Raw genomic sequence first — 24293 nt, forward strand, 5'->3', positions numbered from 1 at the left:
CTCAGGAATGCCCCATGTCGAACGCACAGCTTGAATCCGCCATCGAAGCCGCCTGGGATGCCCGCGACGCGATCACGCCGCAGACGACCGGAGAAACCCGCGAGGCGATCAAAGACACGCTGAACGCGCTCGACAGTGGCAAGCTGCGGGTGGCGGAAAGGCAGGATGACGGCAATTGGAGCGTCAATCAGTGGGCCAAGAAGGCGGTGCTTTTGGGATTCCGGATCAAGGACATGGAGCAGCAGGACGGCGGGCCTCAGGGCGGCGGCTGGTGGGACAAGGTGGACAGCAAGTTCGCCGGCTGGGGCGACAACCAGTGGAAAGCCGCGGGCTTCCGCGCGGTTCCCAACTGCGTCGTGCGCAAATCTGCCTATATCGCTCCGGGTGTGGTGCTGATGCCATGTTTCGTGAACCTTGGCGCGCATGTTGACGAAGGCACGATGGTCGATACATGGGCCACCGTCGGCTCTTGCGCGCAGATCGGCAAGAACGTGCACCTCTCCGGCGGTGTCGGCATCGGCGGCGTGCTGGAGCCGATGCAGGCGGGTCCGACCATCATCGAGGACAATTGCTTTATCGGCGCGCGCTCCGAAGTGGTCGAGGGTTGCATCGTACGCGAAGGCTCGGTTCTGGGCATGGGCGTGTTTATCGGCCAGTCGACCAAGATCGTTGACCGCGAAACCGGCGAGGTCATGTATGGCGAAGTGCCGCCCTACTCCGTCGTCGTCGCAGGCTCGATGCCATCCAAGAACAATGTCAATCTTTACTGCGCCGTGATCGTCAAGCGCGTGGATGAACGCACACGCTCCAAGACCGGTATCAACGAATTGCTGCGCGACTGATGCGGATCGTCGAGGACAGGTGCGATATGACCGACAAAGCCAAACCGCCGAAAAAACCGCACCACGTCTACACGCTCGTTGTCGAAGTGGGTCGCAAGACGGGTGACGGCCTGCCGGACGGGTCAACCGGTGCCGGTCTCATGTGCTATGCTTCCGGCGTGGACGAAGCCGAAGCCGTACGGGAAACCGTCGCGATCCTGAAGCAGGCCGATATGGCGCCGCTGGATGTGACGGGATATGGTACCCGTTCGGATCGTGAAGAACAGGGCCACGAGATCGACGAGGACGAGGCCGATCTGATGCAAAAGGCGCTGGCCGAAAACGCCGTGATCGTGGCGCAGGTCACACCCTATTTCGACAAGGACAAATCCTAGGCGGCCCGCGCCTCGGCCAGTGAAATGGCTTCGAAGGCGCGCAAGACCTGATACCCCGCCCGGTGGTGTTCGGGCAGCAGCGCCTTGGGCGTGTCGCCAAGGACAGACGCGCTCAACTGCGCCCGATCGCGCCGCATGCGTCCGATATAGAGCGACTCCAGCGCCGCATCGGGGGTGCGCACCGCATCATGGTGCGGCAGCAGCATCTGGTGATACGTCACAAACCGCGGCGCAGGCTCGAAATGTCCGGCATAGCCGTTGACCAGTGCAGAGGCGGGAATCAGCACCTCTTCGCGGCCGAACAGGTATTCGACCTCGGGACCGTTCACCAAAAGCCGCTGGTGGCGCGACACAACGATGTCTTGCGACAAACCGAAATACGGTGCGCGCAGCCGCACCGGCCGGAACGACCCGAGGCTTGGCACCTCGCGCCTGACCATGTGCAGCACCGGGACCAGCGTTCCGTCGGCCGCACGCACCACATCGCCCTGTTTCAGTGCTGTCGCCATCCGCAAACCCTGCGCGGTTTCAAGCCGGACAGAGGGCGACAATGTTGGCATTGGGCCGACCGGTTCCACCTTGGTCGAGAGCGCGACGAAGATCACGTCGGCGTCGATCGCGGTCAGCCCTTGCGGACGCGACAGCGCCAAGAGGTCCGACAGCAAGGGCGCGTGCGGCATTGTAAAGTCGCGGATCAGCACATGTTCGGTTTCGGGCCGCGCCACCACCAGCCGCCCGAAGCCTTTCGAAACGTCCCAGCTGACCGTGATCTGAAGCGTTTCGGTGCGCGCTTCGCGGCCGCGCTCGATCACTTCATGCACCACATCATTGCCTTGCGACATGACGAAAACAACACTGCCGTGAGGCGTGGACATCAGCGAAAAGCTGGCTTGCGTCGCGTCGTTGCGGCGATAGGCAATCAAGGTCTGTGGTCGTGCATCGGGTGACAAGCGTGTCTCGACCACGACCGACCCCACGGGGACACAGGCGCGCGGCCTTTGCGCCACGATCTGCTCGACATCGTCGCGCACCCACGGCGTCTGCGACATGCCGTCCAGCAGGCCGAACCAATTCACGCAGCGGCCCCGATGAACATGCGTGCTTCGTGCCGTTTCAGTATCTGACGCGCCGCATCGCCATAGCCCTCGCCGGTCTCCAGATCGAGGTCCGGGAACAGTTGTGCAATCTCGTCGATAATGTCGTCCTCGAACGCATCCATCGTCTGCGGACCGGGCAGAAAACTCTCGGTGGCAAGACCGTTGGCCATGACGATCTCGTGGCGATCAAACAGCAGATGCACATAGGTCACGCTGCCGCCTTCGACCGACAGGATGTTGCGCCCGTCGATCAGATGCTTGGCAGCGACCAGAACCTCGGGAGTACCGAAAACCAGATCGGCCAGCGGATCACGCACCAGGATACGGTGCTGGGGTGACAACATCAGGTTGGCATGATCGCCAAACGTGCCGGCCCTGACCCGCACCGGCGTGAAGGCTCCGACAGCAGCGACCGTGCGCTGCCCGATCCAGCGCAAGGGCTGCAAGCCGCGATCCAGCGTCCAGACAAGATCTCCGGGTTGCAGGCTCTCGACGGGCCGCTGACCGTCCTCTGTCTGGATCATCGTGCCGGCCACGAAACACGGCACCGTGGCGATGGTGACGAAACCGGTATCGATCTCGCCGCTTGCGCTTTCCACCTCATAGGTGAAATTGACCGTCTCGAAATCGGAATCCGATGTGACAGACAAGGTCCCATCGGGATTGAGCGTCACCACCTGCCCGGTGTTCAGCGTGACACTGTCGCCGGAAGTCACGGCAATCCCGTTGATATGGGTGATGGTCAGCGCGGTGCCGGTATTGTTGATATCATTGTCCAGCACGTCCAGCGTCTTGGTCGAGTTGGTGTAGATGTTGACGCTATCGGCCTCGGCAATCAGCGCGGTCTGGATCGAATCTCCGGCAATGAGGAGGTTGGAGTCATAGTTCTGATCCACCACATCCGCGATCCCGATGCGGATCGAATTCACTTCCCCCGGAATGACGTTCATCTTCAACGTCAGCGTAACGGTGAAACCGTCCATTTCAGTGTTGTAGTCATCGCCCGAGTTGTCGATGAACAGGTTTGAATTGTCGTCATCGTTAAGGTTGGCGGGATCAATGTCGCCGTCTCCGGGAAGAATATCCACTTGCGCGCCATTGACCCAGACGCCGACGAAATCCTGATACACCGAATTGGTGAATTCCGGATACTCCTCTGACGAAAACACAAACCGCATCGTCATCGTGTCTTCATCGGGGATGAAATCTATGTCCAGATAGGAGGCATCGTAGGTGTTGGTTCCGGCGGCGGCGTTGAAATCGGAATTGTTGTTCTCTCCACGGGTATTCGTTCCGGTGGATTGGCTGACATTGGGATCGTCGCCACCGGCCCACCACGGCCCCGGAGACCGCGTGAAATCGTCAGCACGGCCGGTCGACAGAATAACCCCAGTGTCACCCGGCGTCACACCCGGCGACAGGGCGTCGCCGTCTTCGTAGATCGCCGATGACCGATTGTCGCCGGTATAGCTCGCGTTGACGACCGTGACGCCGGTGCCGAAGATCGCATTCGCCATATCCATCGCGCTGGCATTGGTGGTGTAGGTAAGCTCTGCTGCGGTTGCCATAACTGCCTCGGTTGGTCGCAAGGCATGGGTCTGGCGTCGGGTCTGATACAGCGCGCCGGTGTTTTCACCGTGTCACGCCAACCGTGTTTCGCCTGTCTGCCTCAAGACATTCTTTATTATTGGGGAAAGCGTATCACAGCGTCTAACCCACTGTCATCTCTGCGCTTTGGCCGCAACACTGCCACAGCGCGCAAATTGCGTCCTTTTCGCCACATTTGCCTCTGGCGCTGCAAGACGCTAGCCACAGGGCAAACGCTGGCAAAGGGCCATGTCATGTCTCAAACCGATCCGGTCGATCTAACCGCAGCACTGGTACGCTGCCCGTCAATCACACCCGAGGAAGGCGGCGCTCAGGTGCTGCTGCAAACGCTGCTTGAAGGTGCAGGGTTTGACTGCACCCGTGTCGAGCGCGGCGGCATATCCAACCTTTTCGCGCGTTGGGGCGACAGGGGCCACCCGCGCACGTTCGGGTTCAACGGACATACAGATGTGGTACCGCTCGGCAACCCTGACGATTGGACGATGCCGCCCTTCGGAGCCGAAACCAAAGACGGTTTCATGTATGGTCGCGGCAGCACAGACATGAAGTCCGGCGTGGCCGCCTTTGCCGCCGCCGCCGTGGATTTCGTGCGGGGCACGCCTCCGGACGGCGCGATCATTCTCATCCTCACAGGTGACGAGGAGGGCGATGCGGTCGATGGCACAACCGCGCTGCTCGACTGGATGCAAACCAAAGGCGAGCAGATGAGCGTTTGCCTTGTCGGTGAGCCGACCAGCCCGAACCACATGGGCGAGATGATCAAGATCGGACGGCGCGGGTCTTTGAACGCGTGGTTCACCGTCACTGGCAAGCAGGGCCATTCCGCCTATCCGCACCGCGCCGTGAACCCGCTGCCGGCGATGGCGCGGCTGATGGATATACTGTCTTCGCACGAGCTTGATCAAGGCACCGAACATTTCGACGCCTCGACCCTGGCGGTTGTCACCATCAACACCGGCAATGGCGCGACCAACGTGATCCCGGCGCAAACCCGTGCCTGTGTGAATATCCGCTTCAACGACGCCCATACCGGGGCGCAATTGTCCAACTGGCTGCGCGCGGAAGCGGCCAAGGTCGATGAGGCCTTCGGTACGAAAACCGATGTAATCGTCAAGGTTTCGGGCGAGAGCTTCCTCACCCCGCCGGGCCCGCTCTCTGATCTGGTCGCGAACGCGGTGCAAGCCGAAACGGGGGTCACACCGGTTCTGTCCACCACTGGCGGCACGTCGGATGCGCGCTTTGTGAAAGACCATTGTCCAGTTGTCGAATGTGGGCTTGTCGGCAAGACCATGCACGAGGTCGATGAACATGTGTCGGTGGAGCAGATCGTGCAACTCAAGGCGATCTACACCCGCATCCTGAAAGACTATTTCGAAACATGACCCACAAGATCACCCGCGTTCTTGATCCCACGCCGTGTTACGCGCTGCGTCATACGGTGTTCGTGGGCGAACAGAACGTCCCGCCCGCGCTGGAGCGCGATGCACTTGACGACACCGCGATTCACCTGTTGGCAAAGGTGAGCGACACGCCGATGGGGGCTGCACGCATTGTCGTGATGGGCGATACCGGCAAGATCGGGCGCGTCTGTGTGCTTGGTCCGGCACGTGGCACCGGCTTGGGGGCGGCGCTGATCCGCGCTGCGCTGGACATCCTGCGCGGTGAACCGGGCATCACCCGCGCGATCCTGGGCGCGCAAATCGACGCGCTGGGGTTTTATGAAAAGCTCGGCTTCACGGCCTATGGCGATGTGTTTGACGACGCTGGCATTGATCACCGGATGATGGAACGCCGCCTGCACGAATAGCGCGACTTTCACGATGACGCGCCAGATATCCCATGCTACGCCAGAGCCATGAGCAAATTGCCGACAAAAAGCGATATCCTGGAATGGATCTCCGCCAACCCGACCCTCACCGCGAAGCGCGAGATTGCCAAGGCCTTTGGTATCAAAGGCGCCGCGCGGATCGACCTCAAACGCCTGCTCAAAGAGCTTGAGGCCGAGGGGCACCTTGAAAAGCGCAAGAAAACCTATCGCGATCCCGACCGCCTGCCGCCGGTCAGCGTATTGCAGATCAAGGAGCCGACGCCGGATGGCGACTTGTTCGCACAAGCGCTCGAATGGCACGGCGAAGGGGTGGAGCCGATCATTCTGGTGATCCCCCGCGCCTCTGATCCGGCGCTGGGCGAAGGCGACCGTATCCTTGCCCGTCTGACCGTGGTGCACGAAGAAGATCACAACTACGAGGCGCGACTGATCCGCCGCATCGGATCGAATCCGCGCAAGGTCGTGGGCATCTTTCAGAAAGGCTCCGACGGCGGGCGGATCAAGTCGATCGACAAGGGCGCGGACAAGGAGTGGATGGTTGCGGCCGACGCGACGGGCGGTGCCAAGGATGGCGAACTGGTCGAGGCCGAGCACGCCGGACCGGAGGGCCGCATGGGCCTGCCGCGCGCACGCATCACCGCGCGTCTGGGAGACCCGTCAGAGCCGCGCGCGGTATCGTTGATCGCGATCCACCAGCACGGTATTCCAGACACCTTCCCGGATGACGTGATTGCCGAAGCCGACGCGATGAAACCCGCAGGCCTTTCGGGGCGCGAGGATCTGCGTGACATGCCGCTGATCACCATCGACCCGTCCGATGCGCGCGATCACGACGATGCGTGCTATGCCCATCCCGACGATGATCCCAAGAACGCGGGCGGTCATGTCGTCTGGGTCGCCATCGCCGATGTGGCGCATTACGTGACGCCCGGATCCGCGCTCGACCAAGAGGCACGCAAGCGCGGCAATTCCAGTTATTTCCCCGACCGTGTCGTGCCAATGTTGCCGGATCGTCTCTCAGGCGATCTGTGTTCCTTGCACGAAGGCGTGCCTCGCGCCTGTATCGCGGTGCGCATGGTGATCGACGCGCATGGCGAAAAGCTGGGCCATCGGTTTGTCCGTGGCCTGATGCGCTCGCCCGCGTCGCTCAATTACCAGGAGGTCCAGGCGGGCATGGATGGCGCTCCCAATGACAAGGTCGCGCCTCTGATGGAAGACGTGATCCGCCCGCTTTATGCCGCCTACACTGTGCTTGTTCAGGCCCGCAAGCGCCGCCAGCCTCTTGAACTTGATCTGCCCGAGCGCAAGATCGTGCTGGATGAGAACGGCAAGGTCACGTCGGTCGATTTCGCCGAACGTCTTGATGCGCACAAGCTGATCGAGGAATTCATGGTACTGGCCAATGTTGCGGCCGCCGAAACGCTGATTGCGAAGAAGACGCCGCTCTTGTTTCGCGTGCACGAAGAACCGCCACCCGAAAAGATGGAAAGCCTGCGCGATACCGCCGACGCCTCGGGCTTTACCTTGGCAAAGGGGCAGGTGCTCAAGACCTCCCATCTCAACAAGCTGTTGCGCGATGCCGCTGGCACCGACGAGGCCGAGTTGATCAACCTCGCTACGCTGCGGTCGATGACACAGGCCTATTACAACCCGGCCAATTTCGGCCATTTCGGCCTCGCGCTGAAAAGCTATGCGCATTTCACCTCGCCGATCCGGCGCTATTCCGATCTGATCGTACATCGCGCGCTGATCACTGCGCATGGCTGGGGCAAGGACGGGCTATCGCCCGAGGATGTCGAGCGGCTGGAAAACACCGCGCAACATATCAGCGACACCGAACGGCGCTCCATGATGGCCGAGCGCGACACCACCGACCGCTATCTCGCGGCGTTCCTGTCAGATCGCATCGGCGCGGAATTCACTGGCCGCATCAGCGGCATCGCGCGGTTTGGCGTGTTCGTGAAACTGGATGAAACCGGGGCGGACGGGCTGATCCCGATCCGGTCTTTGGGGAACGAGTATTTCCATTTCGACGCCGATGCCGCCACGCTGATGGGGTCCGATACCGGAACGCTCATCACGCTGGGACAGCGCGCGCGCGTCAAACTGCTTGACGCCGCGCCGGTCACCGGCGGGATCGGCCTGCAACTTCTGACACTGGACGACGCCGAATTGCCGGGCGGGTCGGGCAAGGGCCGCTTGGGGCGCAACACACGGGGCAAATCCAAGGGCAGCCCAAAGCGCAGCGCTGCCAAATCCAGGAAGAAGGACGCCAAGACAAAGCGAAAGGTCAAGCGTCAGCGTTCCAAATCCTGATCCGGATCGCATCAGGCAATGCGCCGCTTGCCCGTTTTTCATTGCTTCGCAAATGGAAACAATCGCGTTAGGATTGTTCAAAGTTCGGCAAACGAACACGAGCAGCGGGAATGTAAAGTCATGCGAATTCAGGGCGTCGCCACGATACTGGCTATGGTTTTCACATCGGGCGCGGTATGCGCCGCGCCGGTGGACGGGTCTGTCAGACCCAACAGCCGAAGTGGGCCCGACTCAGAGGTCAGCCGCAGCGCTGTCTCTCTGGTGTCGATGGTTGCGCCTCACAATTCACTGCGTCCGATCCCGCGACCCGCGGCAGCATCAACAGCCGCTGTCGTGGTCCCGATTGCAACCCAGACCGGATTTGACAATTGGATCAAGGAGTTCCGCGCGCGTGCGATCCAGAAAGGAATTTCAGCGGACGTGTTCGACAGCGCCCTGAGCGGAACGCGCTATGACCCCGACATCATCAAGCGCGACCGCAACCAGTCCGAATTTACCAAGACAATCTGGGATTATCTTGACAGCGCCGCATCCGACGCCCGCGTTCGCAATGGCAAGGATGCGCTGCACAAACATGCCGATCTGCTCGACCGGATCGAGGCGCGCTATAACGTCGACAAGGATGTCGTGGTGGCGATCTGGGGTCTGGAATCGGCCTACGGCACCTTCCGGGGGTCGAACCCGGTGATCGGGTCGCTGGCCACGCTCGCCTATGACAGCCGCCGCGGCGCGTTCTTTGAAGGCCAGTTGATCGAAGCGCTGCGCATCCTGCAAAGCGGCGATGTGAGCGCTCCGAATTTCACCGGCAGTTGGGCCGGCGCGATGGGTCACACGCAGTTCATTCCGACATCGTATCAATCGCTCGCCGTGGATTTTACCGGCGACGGCAAACGAGATATCTGGTCCGACGATCCGGCAGACGCGCTTGCCTCGACGGCCAATTACCTCGCCAAGAACGGCTGGGTAAAGGGCGCGCCCTGGGGTGTCGAAGTCAGCCTGCCGCGCGGGTTTGACTATACGCTGGCCAATCGCGACATCCGGAAACTGCCATCAGATTGGGCGACGCTTGGCGTGACCAGCCTTGACGGCAAACCGGTGCCGGATCACGGCGTTACATCGGTGCTTTTGCCCGCAGGAGCAAAGGGCGCTGCCTTTTTGATCTTCAAGAATTTCGACGTGATCGAGACCTACAACACCGCCGATGCCTATGTGATCGGCGTCGGCCATCTGAGCGATCGCATCACCGGCGGCGGAGCGATCCAATCGAACTGGCCGCGCGAGGACCGCGCGCTGAGCTTTGACGAGCGGATGGAAATGCAGCGCCGCTTGACCGCCAAGGGCTTTGACACGCAGAAGATCGACGGCAAGATCGGCCCGTTGACGATCAACGCGGTGCGCATGTTCCAAACCTCCATCGGTGACATTCCCGACGGCTATGCGTCGCTGAACATACTGAAAAAACTCAAGTGATCATCACTGACGATCTTCACACGTTCCACCACGCAGGCATGAAATGACCCTCTCGACTGTCTCTTGAGACGGGTTCGGATAAGTCCATCCGGGGCACGGTCCCACCTCCATCACGAGGCTGGCGCCGTCCTGCTTTAAGAACGTCAAGTGCAGACCCTCGGATACACCGCCGCACCACGGGCCAAGGCATGTGACGCGCAAAGTGATGTCGCGGTCAAAGTGATGCGTAAAGCCGTCCCGTGTCAGGGAATGTCCGCTCAAACGTCCGTCAATGTCTGTTATCGGAGACGTTTGTCGCTGGTTTTGCCAGTCGGTCTCTGGCAAGCCACTCTCGTCAAAGCTCAGATCGCCCATCACCACGATATAACTCTCCGCGGATTTCGACGCGCGCTGATAATCGCGTGCGATGTCAGGGGCCGAACAGGATAGCGACCAGGCAGGCACGGCGGCACTTGCCAGACAGGCAACGAGACCTGCGCGGATCACATGTGCTCCTTGAACGCGGCGAGAACACGCTCGTAGACATGCCGCTTGAACGGGACGATATGGTTGATGAGCTGATCGGGATCCATCCACTTCCAGCGGCTGAATTCCTGATGTTCGGTGGCGATGTCGACCTGATCGTCGGTGCCGTTGAACCGCATCAGAAACCACTTCTGTTCCTGCCCGCGATACCGGCCTTTCCACAGCTTGCCCATCAGATCGGGCGGCAGATCGTAGGGAATCCAATCCTTGGTCTCGGCCTCGACGCTGACGAGGTTGGCTGTCACGCCGGTTTCTTCCCAAAGCTCGCGAAACGCGGCCTCGCGCGGCGCCTCGCCGCGATCCACACCCCCTTGGGGCATCTGCCAGGCCGGGCCGGGGTTGTCGATGCGCTGACCGACGAACACGTGACCGTCCTTGTTCATCAGCATGACACCGACACAAGGGCGATAGGGCAGTCGGGAGATTTCGTCAGAGCGCATGGCGATGGCCTTGATAAAGTTACGGCCCGGAAAGCTCCGGGCCGCGTTCCTGAACCTATTCTTTCGCAGGCGTCAGCGCTGTCAGCCCCTTGAGGATATCAATGGCATAGGCCAGTTGGTAATCCTCTTCGCGCAGCTTCGCCGCGGCTTCTGCCTTGGCGCGGTCTTCCTCGATCTGGCGCACTTCGTCTTCGCTCAGACTGTCATTGTCGAGGCTGCCGCGCAGATCGGCTTCCGACCGATTGAAGACGTTTGTTTCCTCTTCGTCCTCTTCGGTCGCCACCGGACGACGTGGTTGTTCGACAACGATATCGGGAGACACGCCCAGCGCCTGAATCGACCGGCCCGAGGGCGTGTAATAGCGCGCGGTCGTCAGACGCATCGCACCGTCGCCGCGCAATGGCATCACCGTCTGCACCGATCCTTTGCCAAAGCTCTTGGTGCCCACGACAATCGCGCGGCGGTGATCTTGCAACGCACCTGCCACGATCTCGGACGCCGAGGCCGAGCCGCCATTGATCAGGACGACAATCGGTTTGCCTTCGGCCAGATCTCCGGGTGTTGCGTTGTAGCGGTCGCCGTCTTCGGGCTTGCGGCCCCGCGTGCTGACAATCTCGCCCTTGTCGAGAAACGCATCGCTGACGCGGATCGCCTGATTGAGAAGCCCGCCGGGATTGTTGCGCAGGTCAAGAACGATTCCCTCGACCTTCTCCATGCCCCCGGCTGCCTCGATCTGTTCGGCAAGCCCTTCTTCAAGGTTGGGATATGTCTGGTCGTTGAACGTGGTCACCCGCAAGACAACCGCATCGCCCTGAAGCCGCGTGCGCACCGCCGTCAGCGTGATCGTGTCGCGCACGATGGAAACATCGAACGGCTCGGCCTCGCCTTCCCGCACCACTGTGATCAGAATTTCCGAACCGACCGGCCCGCGCATAAGATCGACCGCTTTATCAAGCGTCAGACCGAGAACCGATTCTCCATCCACATGGGTGATGAAATCGCCGGCTTCGATCCCGGCTTCCATTGCCGGTGTGCCGTCGATTGGAGATACAACCTTGACGAACCCGTCCTCCTGCGTGACCTCGATCCCGAGCCCGCCGAACTCGCCGCGCGTCTGCACCCGCATGTCTGCCGCATCGTCGGGCGACAGATAGCTGGAATGCGGATCAAGCGATGTCAGCATGCCGTCAATCGCCGCCTCGATCAAATCGGCTTCATCGACCTTCTCGACATATTGCGCGCGGATGCGTTCGAAAATGTCACCGAAAAGATCAAGCTGCTCATAAACATTGGTCGAATGCGCGCTTTCCTGCGCGATGAGCGGCCCCACAAGCTGGGTCGTGGCAACGATCCCGGCCAGCGTGCCACCGATTGCCGCCATGGCTACTTTTTTCATTCGGTCACTTCCTTATCATCTGTAAACCACCCTAGGGGGTCTTCCGGCGTCTCGCCGAGTCTGACCTCTATATAGAGCGTTTCAGACAAAGCTGCGCCAGCCCTTTCACCGGATGGTGATTGAATATCGTCGGGCTCACCTTCGGGGCCACCCATCAGTCCGATCGGGCTGCCTTCTGGCAGAACCTGGCCGGTTTCACCGAAAACCGTCTCAAGACCGGCGAAAACGAAAAGAATGTCCGGTTCCGGTTCCAGAATGCTCACCAAACCGTAATCCAGAAGCGGTCCGCGATAGCGGATTGTTGCAGCGGAGGGCGTGGTCACAAGCGCGCGAGGGCGCGTTGCGATCAGAATGCCGGGGCGCGTGACACCGGCGGCATCGGTCTCTCCGGCACGGCGCAAAACCTCACCTGCCACCGGCAACGGCAGAGCGCCCTTTCGATCTCGCGCCGACTCCAGATCGAGTTCGGTCTCGTTTTCGGTAATCTCGCTTAGCCCGCCCGCAAATCCGTCGAGTGTTTCGCTGGCCGCAATCAACAGCGCGGTCCGCACCGAATCTTCGGTGAACTTGCGCGGCAAATCAGTGCGGTCCGCCATCGCCTGACTGAGCTCGGTGCGCGCGATCTGGATATCCGCAAGCCCGGTTTGCAACCGATTGGCCGCGTCCTGCTGCAACTGTCGCAACGCGGTGGCTTCCTCGACATCAGCGCGTAATCCGGCAGCCGCATCCGACAGCGCCGGTGTGAGCGACGCCATCATAAGTCCGGCTCTCGCCGCGCCGATGGGGCCGTCGGGATGCACGAATGTCTGCGGTCCGGCCGTCGGGCCAAGTGTCGATAGCGCGGCAAGCAACTTGGTCACTTCGCCGTCGCGCGCATCCAGATCGCGGCGCAGTTCGGTTTCCCGGATCGACGCCGCGCGCAACCCGTCGCGCATCGCCGCAAGCCCCGTCTCGAACGCGCGCACAGCATCGGTCAAGGCGCGCACCCGGTCACGCGCGCTTGTCGCCTCGTCAAGCTTGAGCGTTGCCGCTTCCAACTGCGCCATCGCCGCGCGCGCCGCTTGCGCGGGCGTGTCGGCCCAGGCCGGAGCCGTCAGTGCCAGGCACACAACAATGGCCAGTTGCTTCATCGCTGGATCAAACTCTCACCGGTCATTTCCTCGGGCTTCGGCAGTTGCATCAGTTCCAGCAACGTGGGCGCCAGATCGGCCAGCCGCCCGTCTTTAAGGCTCGCACCCTCCGGGCCGCCGAACAGGATCACTGGAACAAGGTTCGTCGTATGCGCCGTGTGCGGCCCGCCGGTATCCGGATCGACCATCGTTTCGCAATTGCCATGATCGGCAGTGACAATCATCGCGCCACCCGCCTTTTCGACCGCCGCGAGCACACGGCCCAGCCCTGCGTCCACAGTCTCGCAGGCCTTGATCGCCGCCTCCAGATCGCCGGTATGGCCGACCATGTCGGGATTGGCGTAATTGGTCACGATCAGATCATAACCCGCCTCGATCGCCGCCACGAATTTCTCGGTCACCTCGTCCGCCGACATCTCGGGTTGCAAATCATAGGTCGCAACGCTCGGGCTTTTGGGCATGAACCGGTCTTCCCCCTCTTCGGGCGTTTCCTGCCCGCCGTTCAGGAAAAACGTCACATGCGGGTACTTTTCGGTTTCCGCCAGCCGGAACTGGGTTTTGCCTTGTTTCGACACCCACGCCCCCAGCGTGTTCTCGATCTTTTGCTTGGGATAGGCCGACGTCATGTAGGCATTGTGCGCCTGCGAATAGTCGACCATGCCCAGCATCGCCGACAACTCGGGCTTTTCGCGCTCGAACCCGTCGAAATTGGCCTCTCCGATCGCGGCCAGAATCTCCCGCGCCCGATCGGCGCGGAAATTCAGGCAGAACACCCCGTCGCCCGGCGCCAAACCGGCGTAATCACCGATCACCCTGGGTTCGATAAATTCGTCGTTCTGCTTGCCCGCATAGGCATCCGATACCGCCGAAACCGCGTCATTCGCGGTGATCCCCTTGCCCAGCATCATGGCATCATAGGCGCGCTGCACGCGATCCCAGCGGGTATCGCGGTCCATCGCGAAATACCGCCCGATCACCGTACCGATCCGCGCGGCGTCCGGCAGGCTGTCGACAAGCTCTTTGACAAACGCCTGTGCCGATGTCGGCGCAACATCGCGCCCATCGGTGATAGCGTGCACGATCACCTCAAGCCCCTGATCGCACAGAACCTTGATCGCTGCCTTGATATGCTGGATGTGCCCGTGCACACCCCCATCCGAGACGACGCCGATCACATGCGCCCGCCCGCCCGCAGATTTCACCGTTTTTGCAAACTCCAGGATGGCGGCGTTTTGAAAGAACGATCCATCTTCGATAGCCAGATCAATCTGCCCCAAATCCATCGCCACGACACGCCCGGCCCCGATATTCGTATGCCCCACTTCGGAATTGCCCATTTGCCCACGCGGCAAACCCACGTCCGGGCCATGCGTGAGCAAGGTGGCATGGGGGCACGTCGCCATCAGGTGATCCATCGTCGGAGTGTCGGCCAACTTGGGTGCATTTGCCGCCGCGTCCTCTCTCAGCCCCCAGCCATCTAGGATGGTCAGAACAACGGGTTTCGGAATGGTCATGCAATGCGCCCTTCTGATTGATGCCAGCTTCGCGCGCGGTGTAGCAGACGCGCTCAAAGATGTGGAGAGGCCGCGCGCGCCTAAGAGAACGCCCGCCAACCGGCCAGCCACCGGGTCAGCGTGGTGACAAGGCACATCGCGGCAAACACATATGCCAATACCGCAAAGGATGTCGGCCAGAGACACATGGCGACAAACACCGCGATGGTTTCCGTTCCTTCCGTCAAGCCGCCCAGATAATAGATGCCCTTGCTGGGATAGTGTGCCGATGCCAGACCGCGCTTTTCCGCTATGATCGAAAACGCCAGGAACGACGACCCTGTGCCCACGAAACTCGCGATCAACACAGCAGCCGCCACGCCGTTCGCGGCAGGATCGTAAATGGCGAAACCCAGCGGAAACACCGCGTAAAACACGAAATCCATCGCGATATCCAGGAATGCGCCCCGATCTGTCGGCACACCAAGCCGCGCGACAGCGCCGTCCAGCCCATCCGCCAGCCGGTTCAGGATCAGACATAATAGCCCGATCCAGAACAGACCGGAGGCCAGTGCCGGCACGGCGGCCATTCCGATCGCAAAGCCCGCAAGCGTGATCTGGTCCGCCCCGACGCCCCGTGCCGCCAGCACTCGCGCCGGACGTTCGATCACGCGTTTGAGCAACGGCAATATGGCGGCGTCAATCATGAAATCCTCTGGTTTTGACTGCAAAACCTCGCTTAAACGCCGCTATGCGATCCGTACACTGAAATCTTGCACACCGGTTTGTCATTTGACCCGAATGTCCTATCCCTGCTTTGAACAACCCCACCCGGGGCGTCCGCCCTCGTCACACAGGACTAGCTGAATGCGCCGACTTCTTGCCGCGACCCTGGCCACGGTTACCGCCGTCACTGCCCCGACAGCTTCACCGGCAGAGCCGGACCCCGGCAATTGGGATGCGGTTGTGACAGAGGCGCGCGACCAGACGGTGTACTGGAATGCCTGGGGTGGGTCCGACACGATCAACGGCTTTATCGACTGGATCGCCAGCCGCGTGCGCGCGGATTACGGGGTGACGCTCGAGCATGTAAAACTCTCAGACACAGCCGAGGCGGTGAGCCGCGTACTGGCCGAGAAATCCGCCGGGAAAGACGACGGTGGCGCGGTCGATCTCATCTGGATCAACGGCGAGAACTTTGCCGCGATGAAAGATCAAAACCTGCTCTTTGGTCCTTGGGTCCCCTTGATGCCAAGCTGGGAAAACGTCGACGTTGCGGGAAAGCCCGCCGTCATTTCGGATTTTACCGTGCCCACCGACGGGCTCGAGGCGCCGTGGGGAATGGCGCAGGTGGTGTTTTATTATGACACCGCGCGGCTAAGCGCTCCGCCGAAATCCATGCTGGCGCTGGCGGAGTATGCCGCCGCCAATCCCGGACGCTTCACCTATCCGCAACCGCCCAACTTCCTCGGCTCCACTTTCCTCAAACAGGCACTGATCGAATTCGTCCCCGACGCGAGTATCCTTCAAACCCCCGTGGATGAGGCCGATTACACCACTGCAACCGCCGATTTCTGGGCATTTCTCGAAGGTCTGACGCCGAACCTCTGGCGCTCGGGCCGCGCCTATCCGCAAAATGAAGCGCGCCAGATCCAACTCATGGCCGACGGCGAGATCGACCTGGCCATCAGCTTCAATCCCAACGAGGCCTCGAACGCCATTGCCAAGTTCGAACTGCCCGACACCGTGCGCAGCTTTGTGTTTGATGCGGGCAGTCTCGGCAACGCCAGTTTCGTTGCGATCCCCTACAATGCAAATGCCAAGGCCGGCGCCATGGTCGTGGCCAATTTCCTGATGTCGCCCGAAGCGCAGGCCAAGATGCAGGATCCCAATGTCTGGGGGTTGGGAACCGTGCTTGATTTGACCAAACTGAACGACATCGACCGAGCCCGTTTTGACGCGCTAGACCTCGGGGTTGCGACATTGCCACCTGACCAGCTTGGCCGCACATTGCCAGAACCCCATCCGAGCTGGATGGTTCGGCTGGAAGAAGACTGGTCTGACCGGTTCGGCGTCGCGCAATAGGCGCGCCTGAATGCCGGACGATTGCGCACCAGGAACGCGACACCCCGGATTGTTGCATTGGGCGCCCTTGCTCACGCTCGGGGTCATGACGGGTCCGGTCATCGCCGGTGTGCTTGGAACGTTGGCTCCCGCTTTCGGGGTCTTGCCCGCGCTCGGCGGAAATACCCTGACGCTCTTGCCGTTTCACATGTTGATCGACACCCCCGGCATCGCGCGTGCCAGCATCCTGAGCGTCACGACCGGGCTCGCCGCGACCATGCTGTCCCTGCTGTTGGTCGCGCTCATCTGCGCCGCGTGGAGCGGCACCCGCGCATTTCGCCTGATCGAACGCGCGCTGTCGCCGCTTTTGTCGGTCCCCCATGCGGCTGCCGCGTTCGCGCTGGTCTTCCTGATCGCCCCCTCCGGCTGGATCGCACGCGCAGCGTCACCGTGGCTCACCGGGTGGGAGCGCCCGCCGGACCTGCTCATCCTGCAGGACGTTTACGGGCTTTCACTCACCGCCGGGCTGGTCGTCAAGGAGATGCCGTTCCTGCTGCTGATGACATTGGCGGCGCTTGGCCAGGTCCGCACCGCGCAGGCCCGTCAGACCGCGGTGGCCCTTGGCTACGCGCCTGCAACAGGTTGGCTCAAATCGGTGTTTCCGCTGATTTATGCACAAATCCGGCTTCCGGTTTATGCAGTTCTGGCCTTTTCCATGACGGTCATCGACGTTGCACTGATCCTTGGTCCGACCACGCCGCCCACGCTTGCCGTGCAGATCCTGCGTTGGATGAACGATCCCGATCTCACAATGCGGTTTCTCGCCTCGGCTGCTGCGGTCTGGCAGCTTGCGCTGGTCATCGGCACGCTCGTCTTCTGGCGCATGGGTGAGCACATCGTTACCATGCTGGGCCGCCGCTGGATTGCCTCCGGCGCACGAGGGGGCGGCACCGTTGCGATCAAAACCCTCTCTCTGGCGGCAGCATCACTCAGCGCCAGCGCCATCGTTTTCGGGCTGATCGGCCTTTTCATCTGGTCCATCGCCGGCTTTTGGAGTTTTCCCAATGCAATGCCGGATGGCTTCACCACTCGCACATGGATGCGCCATGCCATGAGCCTCTGGCCTGTCATCACAGAGACCCTCATCATCGCTGGCATAGCGACCCTGGCCGCACTGTTCCTGACCCTTGCGTGCCTCGAAGCCGAGGAGCGCCACGGCATCAAGCCGCGCACGCGTGCGCTTTGGCTGCTGTACGTTCCGCTGATCGTGCCACAGATCGCCTTTCTCACCGGGCTGCAAACTCTTGCCATTTTTACCGGAATTGACGGCAATCGAACTGCTGTTGTCTTTGTTCACATCATCTTTGTCCTGCCATATGTCTTTTTATCCCTCGCAGACCCGTTTCGCGCGTGGGATTCCCGCTATGGACATATCGCGCGAGCCCTCGGCGCCTCTTGCGACGGTGTCCTCTGGCGTGTGCGACTGCCGATGCTGCTGCGCCCGATCCTGACGGCCGCCGCCGTCGGCTTTGCAGTGTCCATCGGGCAGTATCTCCCGACACTTCTTGCCGGGGCGGGCCGCGTGCAAACCCTGACCACCGAAGCGGTGGCACTGGCGTCAGGGGGTGACCGAAGGGTCATATCGGTCTATGCGCTCACCCAAACCGCCGTTGCATTCCTGCCCTTCGCGCTGGCGGTGTTTGTGCCGCTGTTTGTCTGGCGAAACCGCAAAGGGCTACGGCATGCCTGATCACGAAGCACAGCGAGCCGGCCTGACACTCAGCCATGTCAAGATCACGCGCGGTGCCCGCACGCTTGTCGACATCAATGACCATGTCGATCCCGGCGAAACGCTCACCGTCATGGGCCCGTCCGGTGCGGGCAAGTCAACGCTCCTGTCCTATATCATCGGCACGCTCGATCCCACTTTCACGGCACGGGGCCGTGTCTTGCTCAACGGCACCGACATCACCCAACTTGCACCCGAACAGCGCCATGTCGGCATTCTGTTTCAGGACGAACTTCTGTTTCCGCACCTTTCGGTGGGCGAAAACCTGGCCTTTGGCCTTCGACCAACGGTCAGATCGCGCACCGAACGCAAGCGTCGGATCGACGCCGCCCTGACCGATATCGGCCTCACAGGCTTTGCCGACCGCGATCCCGAGACCCTGTCTGGTGGTCAAAAAGCCCGGGTCGCCCTGATGCGGATGCTTCTTTCTGAGCCAAAAGCGTTACTATTGGATGAACCGTTTTCCCGCCTGGATGCGGCGCGCCGCGATCAGATCAGAACCCTGGTATTCGCGCAGGCCCGCTCCAAAGGTCTGCCCGTGCTGCTGGTCACCCATGACCACGCGGATGCCGACGCCGCACAGGGCCGCGTCCATGTCCTGAACATCTAGCGATCCGGCACAAGCCCCGAGGCATTTCCGGCACGCCGCAACCGAATTGCATGCGTGACCTCGAGCGGCAGGATTGTAACGCACTTTGCATAGCGGGGAATCATCCGCGCCGGTTGGGACAGTGCACGCCATGCCCATTCCATCGCAATGGCGCGCACCCAACCCGGAGCACGCTTCTGCGCTCCCGAGAGGAAATCAAGCCCGGCGCCGATCGACACAAACCCCACGGTTGGTAGCCTTTGCCGCCCGTAGGCTGCGAAGAGCTCCTGTTTCGGCGCGCCCAGCGCCAAGAGCACGACATCCGCACCCGAGTGGCCCAATGCGTCCAGAACGTCATCGGCAGCGGCGCCCGCGGGTTCAAATCCCATTGGCGGAGCGAGCGTTGCCACAACACGTGTGCCGGGCACTTCGCGCTCCAGATATTGTCGGGCGGCGGTCAACGTCTGCTGCGTACTGCCCACCAGACCCAACGTCTTTCCGTGCGCTGCAACCAGTTGCGCAAGCGGCAGAATCGCGTCCGAGCCCGGAATGAGATCAACCGGCCGCCCCGCCAGACGCGACAGCCAGACAATCGGATTGCCATCGGCCACAACCAGATCCTGTGCCGCGTACGCATCGCGGAATCGTCCGTCGCACCGTAGTTTCACCAGATGATCGAGATTGATCGTCGCCAGCGAGAACCCTTCACCAACCTGCAACCGCTCCGACACGTGCCGCTTCAGCGCGGCCCAGTCAGGCACATTCACCGGCACGTCGAATCCTTCACCCCAAAAGCGCATCTGCGCCTCCTTTTGCCCTGCGCGTGGATCATGTAGCTTGGTCATAGGGCCAAATCGGGGCGAAGCTGCTGCAAGTTCAAGACATTTCGGCAATTCATCTCCAAGAATGCTCGGAAACTTGGGTTTTGTCGAAATATGACCATGATTGTGCGATTGAACACCTTAAACTCAGCGCAGACCCAAGAGCAGACCTTGTGAATCGCCCACATTCCTTTCCCACACACCGCGCGTGCTGCGGAGTTCTGTTTGTCGGAAAGACGATATGAGCCGTGTGGTATCCATAATCGGGTGCGGGTTCGTAGCAGATCTTTACATGAGGTCGCTGCACGCCATGGCCGGCATCACCATCGCCCATGTGTTCGACCACGATCCCGAAAGACTGGCCCGTTTCTGCGCCCATTGGTCGGTGCCTGCCGCTGACTCGCTGGAGCATCTGCTCGACACCCATCCGCGCGATGGCATCGTTTTGAACCTCACCAACCCGTCCGCGCATTTCGAGATAAACACCGCCTGCCTTGCGGCCGGTTGCCATACCTATTCCGAAAAACCGCTGGCGATGACCATAGAAGACGCCAAAACCTTGCACACGCAGGCCAAGGCGGCCGACCTCATGCTGGCCTCTGCGCCATGCAGCATGTTGGGCGAAGCCGCGCAAACCCTTGGCTACGCGCTTCGCAATGACATCGCTGGCACGCCTCGCCTGATCTATGCCGAACTTGACGACGGGTTCGTTCCGCAAGCCGCATATCGCAAATGGATTTCGGACTCCGGTGCGCCTTGGCCGTTCGAGGATGAATTTCGGGTCGGCTGCACGCTGGAACACGCGGGCTACTACCTCGGCTGGCTGATCGCCTGGTTCGGAACGGTGCGCACAGTCGTCGCCGCCTCTGCCGAGACAATTCCCGACAAGGACGGCACCGGTCCGTTTGCGCCCGATGTGTCGGTCGCCACGTTGTTCTTTGAAAACGGGCCGGTCACACGGTTGACCTGCTCCATCGTCGCGCCGCATGATCACCGGATCAGGATCGTCGGTGACACCGGCGTGCTGACCTGCAAGGCCGCTTGGGACAACGCCGCCAAGGTGACGTTTGCCAAGCGTTTGACGCTTCGTCGACGGCTCATGGAATCGCCATTTCCGAGACGCGTGCGCTTGTCGCAGCCGACCCATCCCAAGGTGAAACGCTGGGGAGCGGCCGCGATGAATTTCATGCTCGGCCCCGCTGAAATGCTTGACGCGCTGCACGAAAATCGCGCCTCGCGGATGACCAATGATTTTGCCTTGCACATGACCGAAGTGACGCTCGCCATTCAGAACGCGGGTGAAACCTCGGGCGCGCAATCCATGACCACGCGCTGCGATCCGATGGAGCCGATGCCGTGGGCCAGGTAAAGCGCGTTCTCATCACCGGCGCGTCGGGTTTTATCGGCCGCGCTACGGTGCGCGCTGCACTCGGCGCCGGTATTCAGGTCGTTGCCGTGCAACGATCCCAAGGAGAGCAGATACCGAACGTATCGTACGTTTCGACCGACCTGACCGTACGGAACGCCTTGCCCGAGCTGACCGCAGCAATGGCCGGGTGCGACGCTGTCATACACCTCGCTGCGGCCATGTCCGGTGGCCGCGACGCACACAATCGCCTTACCATCGGCGGCACCGAAACCCTGCTTGCCGCGATGGCGAAGGCGGGGGTAGATCATCTCACGCTCGCCAGCTCCATCGCGGTGTTCGATACGTCGCACGTGCCCGTCGGTGGCGAACTCACCGACGATTGCCCGCTGGAAGACCCGGCGGGTGCGCGGGATGTCTATTCCGCTGCGAAGGTCCGCCAAGAGCAACTCGCCCGAGCGGCAGACCTGCAAAGCCTCGCCATCGTGCGGCCTGGCATTGTGTATGATGAATCGCGTCTATGGAACGCGCATCTGGGGATCGGCTTGGGGCCGGTTCTGCTGCAAATCGGGGGGGACGACCGGCTGCCAATGTGCCATGTCGACCGCTGCGCCGCGGCCCTTGTTCAGGCGACGGTTAATCAGGTAGATGCCACCTTTGTCGTTCTTGATCCGGCGTTGCCGACCCGAGGACAGGTGGTGAAGGCGTTGCAAGAAACCGGATGGCCGAAACGAGTGGTGGAAGTTCCCTACCGCGCCTTGGGATTGGCGTCTCGCGTCTTGCGCCCAGTTTCGGGCAAGCTGCCGGGCCTCCTGCGCGAACGGACGTTGCGCCAGAGGGCGTACCCCATGGTTTACAGCACCAACCAACCGCTTGGATCTGAAGATTGGCCGGACCCGTCCCCTGACTGGAAGGCGGCCCAATGAGCCTTCCCAAACTGGCCTATCTGACCGGCGAATACCCTCGCGCCAGCGACACGTTCATTCAACGCGAGGTGGCGCATCTGCGTGCCTTGGGGCATGACGTGCTGACATGTTCGATCCGCACCACCGGCGCGGAGCACCTTGTCGGAGCAGAGCAGCGCGCGGAACACCAAAGGACCTTCAAGGTGCTGGACGCGGCCAAACAGCCGGCCACTCTGCTGAAGGCCCATATGCGGTGGATGAGAACGCCACGCCGTTATCTTGTTGCCCTTGGCCTGGCGTGGAAAACAGCTCCCAAGGGTTTGAAAGGTCGGGTTTATAATCTTATCTATTTCATCGAGGCCGGCGTTCTGGCAGATCGGCTGGCGACCGAAGGCGTCACTCATCTTCATAACCACATCGCCAAGGCGTCCTGCACCGTCGCGATGCTGGCTGGCGCGTTGTCGTGCATTCGCTGGAGTTTTACCATCCACGGCCCTGATATCTTTTTCGAACCGCATCATTGGCGGATCGACGAAAAAGCCAAACGCGCCGCGTTCGTGGCCTGCATCGGTCATTTCTGCCGCTCTCAACTCATGTGCTTTTCGCATCCCGATGACTGGGAGAGGTTCCACATTGTCCATTGCGGTATTGACCCGAACCGCTATGCGGACAAACCGGATCGAACGGGCCAGCGCGCGCTTTTTGTCGGACGACTTGCCGCCGTCAAAGGTGTGCCCATCCTGATCGAGGCGATTGACCGTTTGGCTGAAAAGCACCCGGACCTGACCTTGGACTTGATCGGTGACGGGCCTGACCGCGCTGACTTGGAAGCTGACGTAACTCAACGAGGTTTGCAGGATCGCATTGTGTTTCGGGGCTACAAATCTCAGTCCGAGGTTGCGGACGCATTGGCGCAGACCGATGTTTTTGTCTTGCCGAGCTTTGCCGAAGGTGTGCCTGTCGTCTTGATGGAGGCGATGGCGGCTCAGGTGCCGGTCGTGACCACGCGCATTGCTGGTGTGCCGGAACTGGTCGAAGATGGCGTCAACGGACGGCTGGTTTCGCCCGGAGACATCACGGCGTTTACCGCCGCATTGGACGATCTTTTTTCCCGCCCCGAACATCGCAAGGACTATGGCAAAGCCGGACGCGCCAAGGTGCTGGCCGAATATGACGCGCAATCCGAGGCGCGCTGGCTTTCGCAGATTATCTCCGCCTACGCGGATCATGGCCCGAAACCCGGTTTGCGACCCACGGAGGGCATCTGACAATGACTGTTGATGTGGTTCTGATCGGCCGCAACGAGGGCGAACGTCTGGTCAAATCGCTCGCCTCTGTCACGCCTCAAGCGCGTCGTGTGGTGTATGTCGACAGCGGGTCGACCGATGACAGCGTTGCCAATGCCAAGGCGGCTGGGGCATCTGTGGTCGATCTGGACATGTCGGTTCCCTTCACCGCAGCGCGGGCCCGCAATGAAGGCGCCGCGGCGTTGATGGCACATGGCGACCCGCCCGATATCGTGCAGTTTCTGGATGGCGATTGCATCATGACCGAAGGTTGGCTCGACACAGCCGAAGCCGCCATGCGCGGCGACGATACACTTGGTCTGGTCACCGGCGAACAGGCCGAATTGCGCCGCGATGCGAGTGTCTATAACCAGCTTTCCGATTTCGAATGGAAGCGCCCTGTCGGCGAGATCGAAGCCTGTGGCGGCAACATGATGGTGCGCATCACCGCGTATCAGGCCGTGGGCGGGTTCAACCCCGAGGTCATCGCCGCAGAGGATGACGAGTTTTGCACCCGGTTGCGCAAGGCGGGTTGGCGTTTGATCCGTATTGCGAGCGCCATGTCCCATCACGACGGCAACGCAACGCGGTTTTCGCAATGGTGGAAACGCGCAGAACGGACCGGCCATGGGTTTGCGCAAGTGGGACATCTGCACCCCGATTACTTTGTCCTTGAGCGCAGACGCGGCTGGTTCTTTGGGTTGCTCTTGCCGTTGATCGCGGTTTTTGGCGCGTTTCTATCTCTTTGGGTGCCGCTTCTGGTGCTTGCGATTTATGCGCTGTCATACATCAAGACGATGCGGGGGCTGGAGAGCGAGGGATTGCCAAGCGATGAGGCCCGGCATCATTCGGTTTTCCTGACGCTGTCGAAGCTTCCGAACATGATCGGCATGATCCGCTACCACTGGCGCCGGATTAGCCGGGCGCAAATGCGCATTATCGAGTACAAATAAA

At 61.2% G+C, this 24293-nt stretch carries 22 protein-coding genes; 13 read left to right on the forward strand and 9 right to left on the reverse strand.

What is annotated here, in order from left to right; translation table 11 throughout:
- Positions 1-14 precede the first annotated feature (14 nt).
- Together dapD and ACGKZZ_RS00535 are read left to right on the forward strand one after the other, a co-directional pair.
- Positions 15-842: a 2,3,4,5-tetrahydropyridine-2,6-dicarboxylate N-succinyltransferase gene (gene dapD / locus ACGKZZ_RS00530; RefSeq protein ID WP_411221476.1), complete on the forward strand. Its 828-nt coding sequence runs from the start codon at positions 15-17 to the stop codon at positions 840-842.
- Between the two features lie 26 nt (positions 843-868).
- The gene (locus tag ACGKZZ_RS00535; protein WP_411221477.1) at positions 869-1216 is read left to right on the forward strand and encodes a hypothetical protein; all 348 of its coding nucleotides are present in this window, start codon (positions 869-871) and stop codon (positions 1214-1216) included.
- Here the strand turns inward: ACGKZZ_RS00535 and ACGKZZ_RS00540 are convergent.
- Entirely contained in the window at positions 1213-2292 is a 1080-nt protein-coding gene (locus ACGKZZ_RS00540; protein ID WP_411221478.1) for a Hint domain-containing protein, read from the reverse strand. The genes ACGKZZ_RS00535 and ACGKZZ_RS00540 overlap by 4 nt on opposite strands.
- A complete protein-coding gene (locus ACGKZZ_RS00545) occupies positions 2289-3881 on the reverse strand; it encodes a Hint domain-containing protein (RefSeq protein ID WP_411221479.1) in 1593 nt (530 codons plus the stop codon). Before ACGKZZ_RS00545 ends, ACGKZZ_RS00540 begins: the two co-directional genes overlap by 4 nt.
- A 273-nt stretch (positions 3882-4154) precedes the next feature.
- Between ACGKZZ_RS00545 and dapE the strand changes: the two genes are divergently transcribed.
- The 4 genes from dapE (at position 4155) to ACGKZZ_RS00565 (ending at position 9535) form a co-directional block, all read left to right on the forward strand.
- Entirely contained in the window at positions 4155-5303 is a 1149-nt protein-coding gene (gene dapE / locus ACGKZZ_RS00550) for a succinyl-diaminopimelate desuccinylase (RefSeq protein ID WP_411221480.1), read from the forward strand.
- The gene (locus ACGKZZ_RS00555) at positions 5300-5728 is read left to right on the forward strand and encodes a GNAT family N-acetyltransferase (RefSeq protein ID WP_411221481.1); all 429 of its coding nucleotides are present in this window, start codon (positions 5300-5302) and stop codon (positions 5726-5728) included. The genes dapE and ACGKZZ_RS00555 overlap by 4 nt, the downstream gene beginning before the upstream one ends.
- Before the next feature lie 48 nt (positions 5729-5776).
- The gene (gene rnr / locus ACGKZZ_RS00560; RefSeq protein WP_411221482.1) at positions 5777-8065 is read left to right on the forward strand and encodes a ribonuclease R; all 2289 of its coding nucleotides are present in this window, start codon (positions 5777-5779) and stop codon (positions 8063-8065) included.
- A 120-nt stretch (positions 8066-8185) separates the two neighbouring features.
- Complete coding sequence (locus ACGKZZ_RS00565; protein WP_411221483.1) at positions 8186-9535, forward strand: lytic murein transglycosylase; 1350 nt, start codon at positions 8186-8188, stop codon at positions 9533-9535.
- Positions 9536-9538: 3 nt separating this feature from the next.
- On the opposite strand, the gene ACGKZZ_RS00570 is transcribed toward ACGKZZ_RS00565, so the two are convergent.
- The 6 genes from ACGKZZ_RS00570 to ACGKZZ_RS00595 all read right to left on the reverse strand — a co-directional run bounded on the left by ACGKZZ_RS00570 (position 9539) and on the right by ACGKZZ_RS00595 (position 15226).
- Positions 9539-10021: a hypothetical protein gene (locus ACGKZZ_RS00570; RefSeq protein WP_411221484.1), complete on the reverse strand. Its 483-nt coding sequence runs from the start codon at positions 10019-10021 to the stop codon at positions 9539-9541.
- Entirely contained in the window at positions 10018-10500 is a 483-nt protein-coding gene (locus tag ACGKZZ_RS00575) for an RNA pyrophosphohydrolase (protein ID WP_411221485.1), read from the reverse strand. Before ACGKZZ_RS00575 ends, ACGKZZ_RS00570 begins: the two co-directional genes overlap by 4 nt.
- A gap of 55 nt (positions 10501-10555) precedes the next feature.
- Positions 10556-11896: a S41 family peptidase gene (locus tag ACGKZZ_RS00580; RefSeq protein WP_411221486.1), complete on the reverse strand. Its 1341-nt coding sequence runs from the start codon at positions 11894-11896 to the stop codon at positions 10556-10558.
- Entirely contained in the window at positions 11893-13026 is a 1134-nt protein-coding gene (locus tag ACGKZZ_RS00585; protein ID WP_411221487.1) for a murein hydrolase activator EnvC family protein, read from the reverse strand. The genes ACGKZZ_RS00580 and ACGKZZ_RS00585 overlap by 4 nt, the downstream gene beginning before the upstream one ends.
- A complete protein-coding gene (gene gpmI, locus ACGKZZ_RS00590) occupies positions 13023-14540 on the reverse strand; it encodes a 2,3-bisphosphoglycerate-independent phosphoglycerate mutase (RefSeq protein WP_411221488.1) in 1518 nt (505 codons plus the stop codon). The genes ACGKZZ_RS00585 and gpmI overlap by 4 nt, the downstream gene beginning before the upstream one ends.
- 80 nt (positions 14541-14620) lie before the next feature.
- On the reverse strand, positions 14621-15226 hold the full coding sequence (locus tag ACGKZZ_RS00595; protein ID WP_411221489.1) for a CDP-alcohol phosphatidyltransferase family protein: 606 nt from the start codon (positions 15224-15226) through the stop codon (positions 14621-14623).
- 160 nt (positions 15227-15386) lie between these two features.
- Between ACGKZZ_RS00595 and ACGKZZ_RS00600 the strand changes: the two genes are divergently transcribed.
- The 3 genes from ACGKZZ_RS00600 to ACGKZZ_RS00610 are packed head-to-tail and all read left to right on the forward strand — an operon-like array spanning position 15387 to position 18982.
- The gene (locus tag ACGKZZ_RS00600; RefSeq protein WP_411221490.1) at positions 15387-16604 is read left to right on the forward strand and encodes an ABC transporter substrate-binding protein; all 1218 of its coding nucleotides are present in this window, start codon (positions 15387-15389) and stop codon (positions 16602-16604) included.
- Positions 16605-16614: 10 nt separating this feature from the next.
- Positions 16615-18333 carry an ABC transporter permease gene (locus ACGKZZ_RS00605; RefSeq protein ID WP_411221491.1) on the forward strand — a complete coding sequence of 573 codons (1719 nt, stop codon included), beginning with the start codon at positions 16615-16617 and terminating at the stop codon, positions 18331-18333.
- Positions 18326-18982, forward strand: coding sequence for an ATP-binding cassette domain-containing protein (locus ACGKZZ_RS00610; RefSeq protein ID WP_411221492.1), 657 nt, complete (start codon positions 18326-18328; stop codon positions 18980-18982). The genes ACGKZZ_RS00605 and ACGKZZ_RS00610 overlap by 8 nt, the downstream gene beginning before the upstream one ends.
- Here ACGKZZ_RS00610 and ACGKZZ_RS00615 read toward each other — a convergent pair.
- Positions 18979-19761: a WecB/TagA/CpsF family glycosyltransferase gene (locus ACGKZZ_RS00615; RefSeq protein WP_411221493.1), complete on the reverse strand. Its 783-nt coding sequence runs from the start codon at positions 19759-19761 to the stop codon at positions 18979-18981. The two genes, ACGKZZ_RS00610 and ACGKZZ_RS00615, sit on opposite strands and share 4 nt — an antisense overlap.
- Before the next feature lie 262 nt (positions 19762-20023).
- Between ACGKZZ_RS00615 and ACGKZZ_RS00620 the strand changes: the two genes are divergently transcribed.
- The 4 genes from ACGKZZ_RS00620 to ACGKZZ_RS00635 are packed head-to-tail and all read left to right on the forward strand — an operon-like array spanning position 20024 to position 24292.
- Positions 20024-21151, forward strand: a complete 1128-nt coding sequence (locus ACGKZZ_RS00620) for a Gfo/Idh/MocA family protein (protein ID WP_411221494.1) — start codon at positions 20024-20026, stop codon at positions 21149-21151.
- Positions 21139-22074 (forward strand): NAD-dependent epimerase/dehydratase family protein, encoded by a 936-nt coding sequence (locus ACGKZZ_RS00625; RefSeq protein ID WP_411221495.1) that lies wholly within the window; start codon positions 21139-21141, stop codon positions 22072-22074. Before ACGKZZ_RS00620 ends, ACGKZZ_RS00625 begins: the two co-directional genes overlap by 13 nt.
- On the forward strand, positions 22071-23321 hold the full coding sequence (locus ACGKZZ_RS00630) for a glycosyltransferase family 4 protein (protein WP_411221496.1): 1251 nt from the start codon (positions 22071-22073) through the stop codon (positions 23319-23321). The genes ACGKZZ_RS00625 and ACGKZZ_RS00630 overlap by 4 nt, the downstream gene beginning before the upstream one ends.
- Before the next feature lie 2 nt (positions 23322-23323).
- Entirely contained in the window at positions 23324-24292 is a 969-nt protein-coding gene (locus ACGKZZ_RS00635; protein ID WP_411221497.1) for a glycosyltransferase, read from the forward strand.
- Position 24293 lies beyond the last annotated feature (1 nt).

The sequence above is a fragment of the Marivita sp. S2033 genome (assembly GCF_046592965.1).
GTDB lineage: Bacteria > Pseudomonadota > Alphaproteobacteria > Rhodobacterales > Rhodobacteraceae > Marivita.

Coding starts and splice junctions, on each gene's coding strand:
- dapD (WP_411221476.1), top strand. CDS start 15: ATGTCGAACGCACAGCTTGAATCCGCCATCGAAGCCGCCTGGGATGCC.
- ACGKZZ_RS00535 (WP_411221477.1), top strand. CDS start 869: ATGACCGACAAAGCCAAACCGCCGAAAAAACCGCACCACGTCTACACG.
- ACGKZZ_RS00545 (WP_411221479.1), bottom strand. CDS start 3,881: ATGGCAACCGCAGCAGAGCTTACCTACACCACCAATGCCAGCGCGATG.
- dapE (WP_411221480.1), top strand. CDS start 4,155: ATGTCTCAAACCGATCCGGTCGATCTAACCGCAGCACTGGTACGCTGC.
- ACGKZZ_RS00555 (WP_411221481.1), top strand. CDS start 5,300: ATGACCCACAAGATCACCCGCGTTCTTGATCCCACGCCGTGTTACGCG.
- rnr (WP_411221482.1), top strand. CDS start 5,777: ATGAGCAAATTGCCGACAAAAAGCGATATCCTGGAATGGATCTCCGCC.
- ACGKZZ_RS00565 (WP_411221483.1), top strand. CDS start 8,186: ATGCGAATTCAGGGCGTCGCCACGATACTGGCTATGGTTTTCACATCG.
- ACGKZZ_RS00575 (WP_411221485.1), bottom strand. CDS start 10,500: ATGCGCTCTGACGAAATCTCCCGACTGCCCTATCGCCCTTGTGTCGGT.
- ACGKZZ_RS00580 (WP_411221486.1), bottom strand. CDS start 11,896: ATGAAAAAAGTAGCCATGGCGGCAATCGGTGGCACGCTGGCCGGGATC.
- ACGKZZ_RS00585 (WP_411221487.1), bottom strand. CDS start 13,026: ATGAAGCAACTGGCCATTGTTGTGTGCCTGGCACTGACGGCTCCGGCC.
- gpmI (WP_411221488.1), bottom strand. CDS start 14,540: ATGACCATTCCGAAACCCGTTGTTCTGACCATCCTAGATGGCTGGGGG.
- ACGKZZ_RS00595 (WP_411221489.1), bottom strand. CDS start 15,226: ATGATTGACGCCGCCATATTGCCGTTGCTCAAACGCGTGATCGAACGT.
- ACGKZZ_RS00600 (WP_411221490.1), top strand. CDS start 15,387: ATGCGCCGACTTCTTGCCGCGACCCTGGCCACGGTTACCGCCGTCACT.
- ACGKZZ_RS00605 (WP_411221491.1), top strand. CDS start 16,615: ATGCCGGACGATTGCGCACCAGGAACGCGACACCCCGGATTGTTGCAT.
- ACGKZZ_RS00610 (WP_411221492.1), top strand. CDS start 18,326: ATGCCTGATCACGAAGCACAGCGAGCCGGCCTGACACTCAGCCATGTC.
- ACGKZZ_RS00615 (WP_411221493.1), bottom strand. CDS start 19,761: ATGCGCTTTTGGGGTGAAGGATTCGACGTGCCGGTGAATGTGCCTGAC.
- ACGKZZ_RS00620 (WP_411221494.1), top strand. CDS start 20,024: ATGAGCCGTGTGGTATCCATAATCGGGTGCGGGTTCGTAGCAGATCTT.
- ACGKZZ_RS00630 (WP_411221496.1), top strand. CDS start 22,071: ATGAGCCTTCCCAAACTGGCCTATCTGACCGGCGAATACCCTCGCGCC.
- ACGKZZ_RS00635 (WP_411221497.1), top strand. CDS start 23,324: ATGACTGTTGATGTGGTTCTGATCGGCCGCAACGAGGGCGAACGTCTG.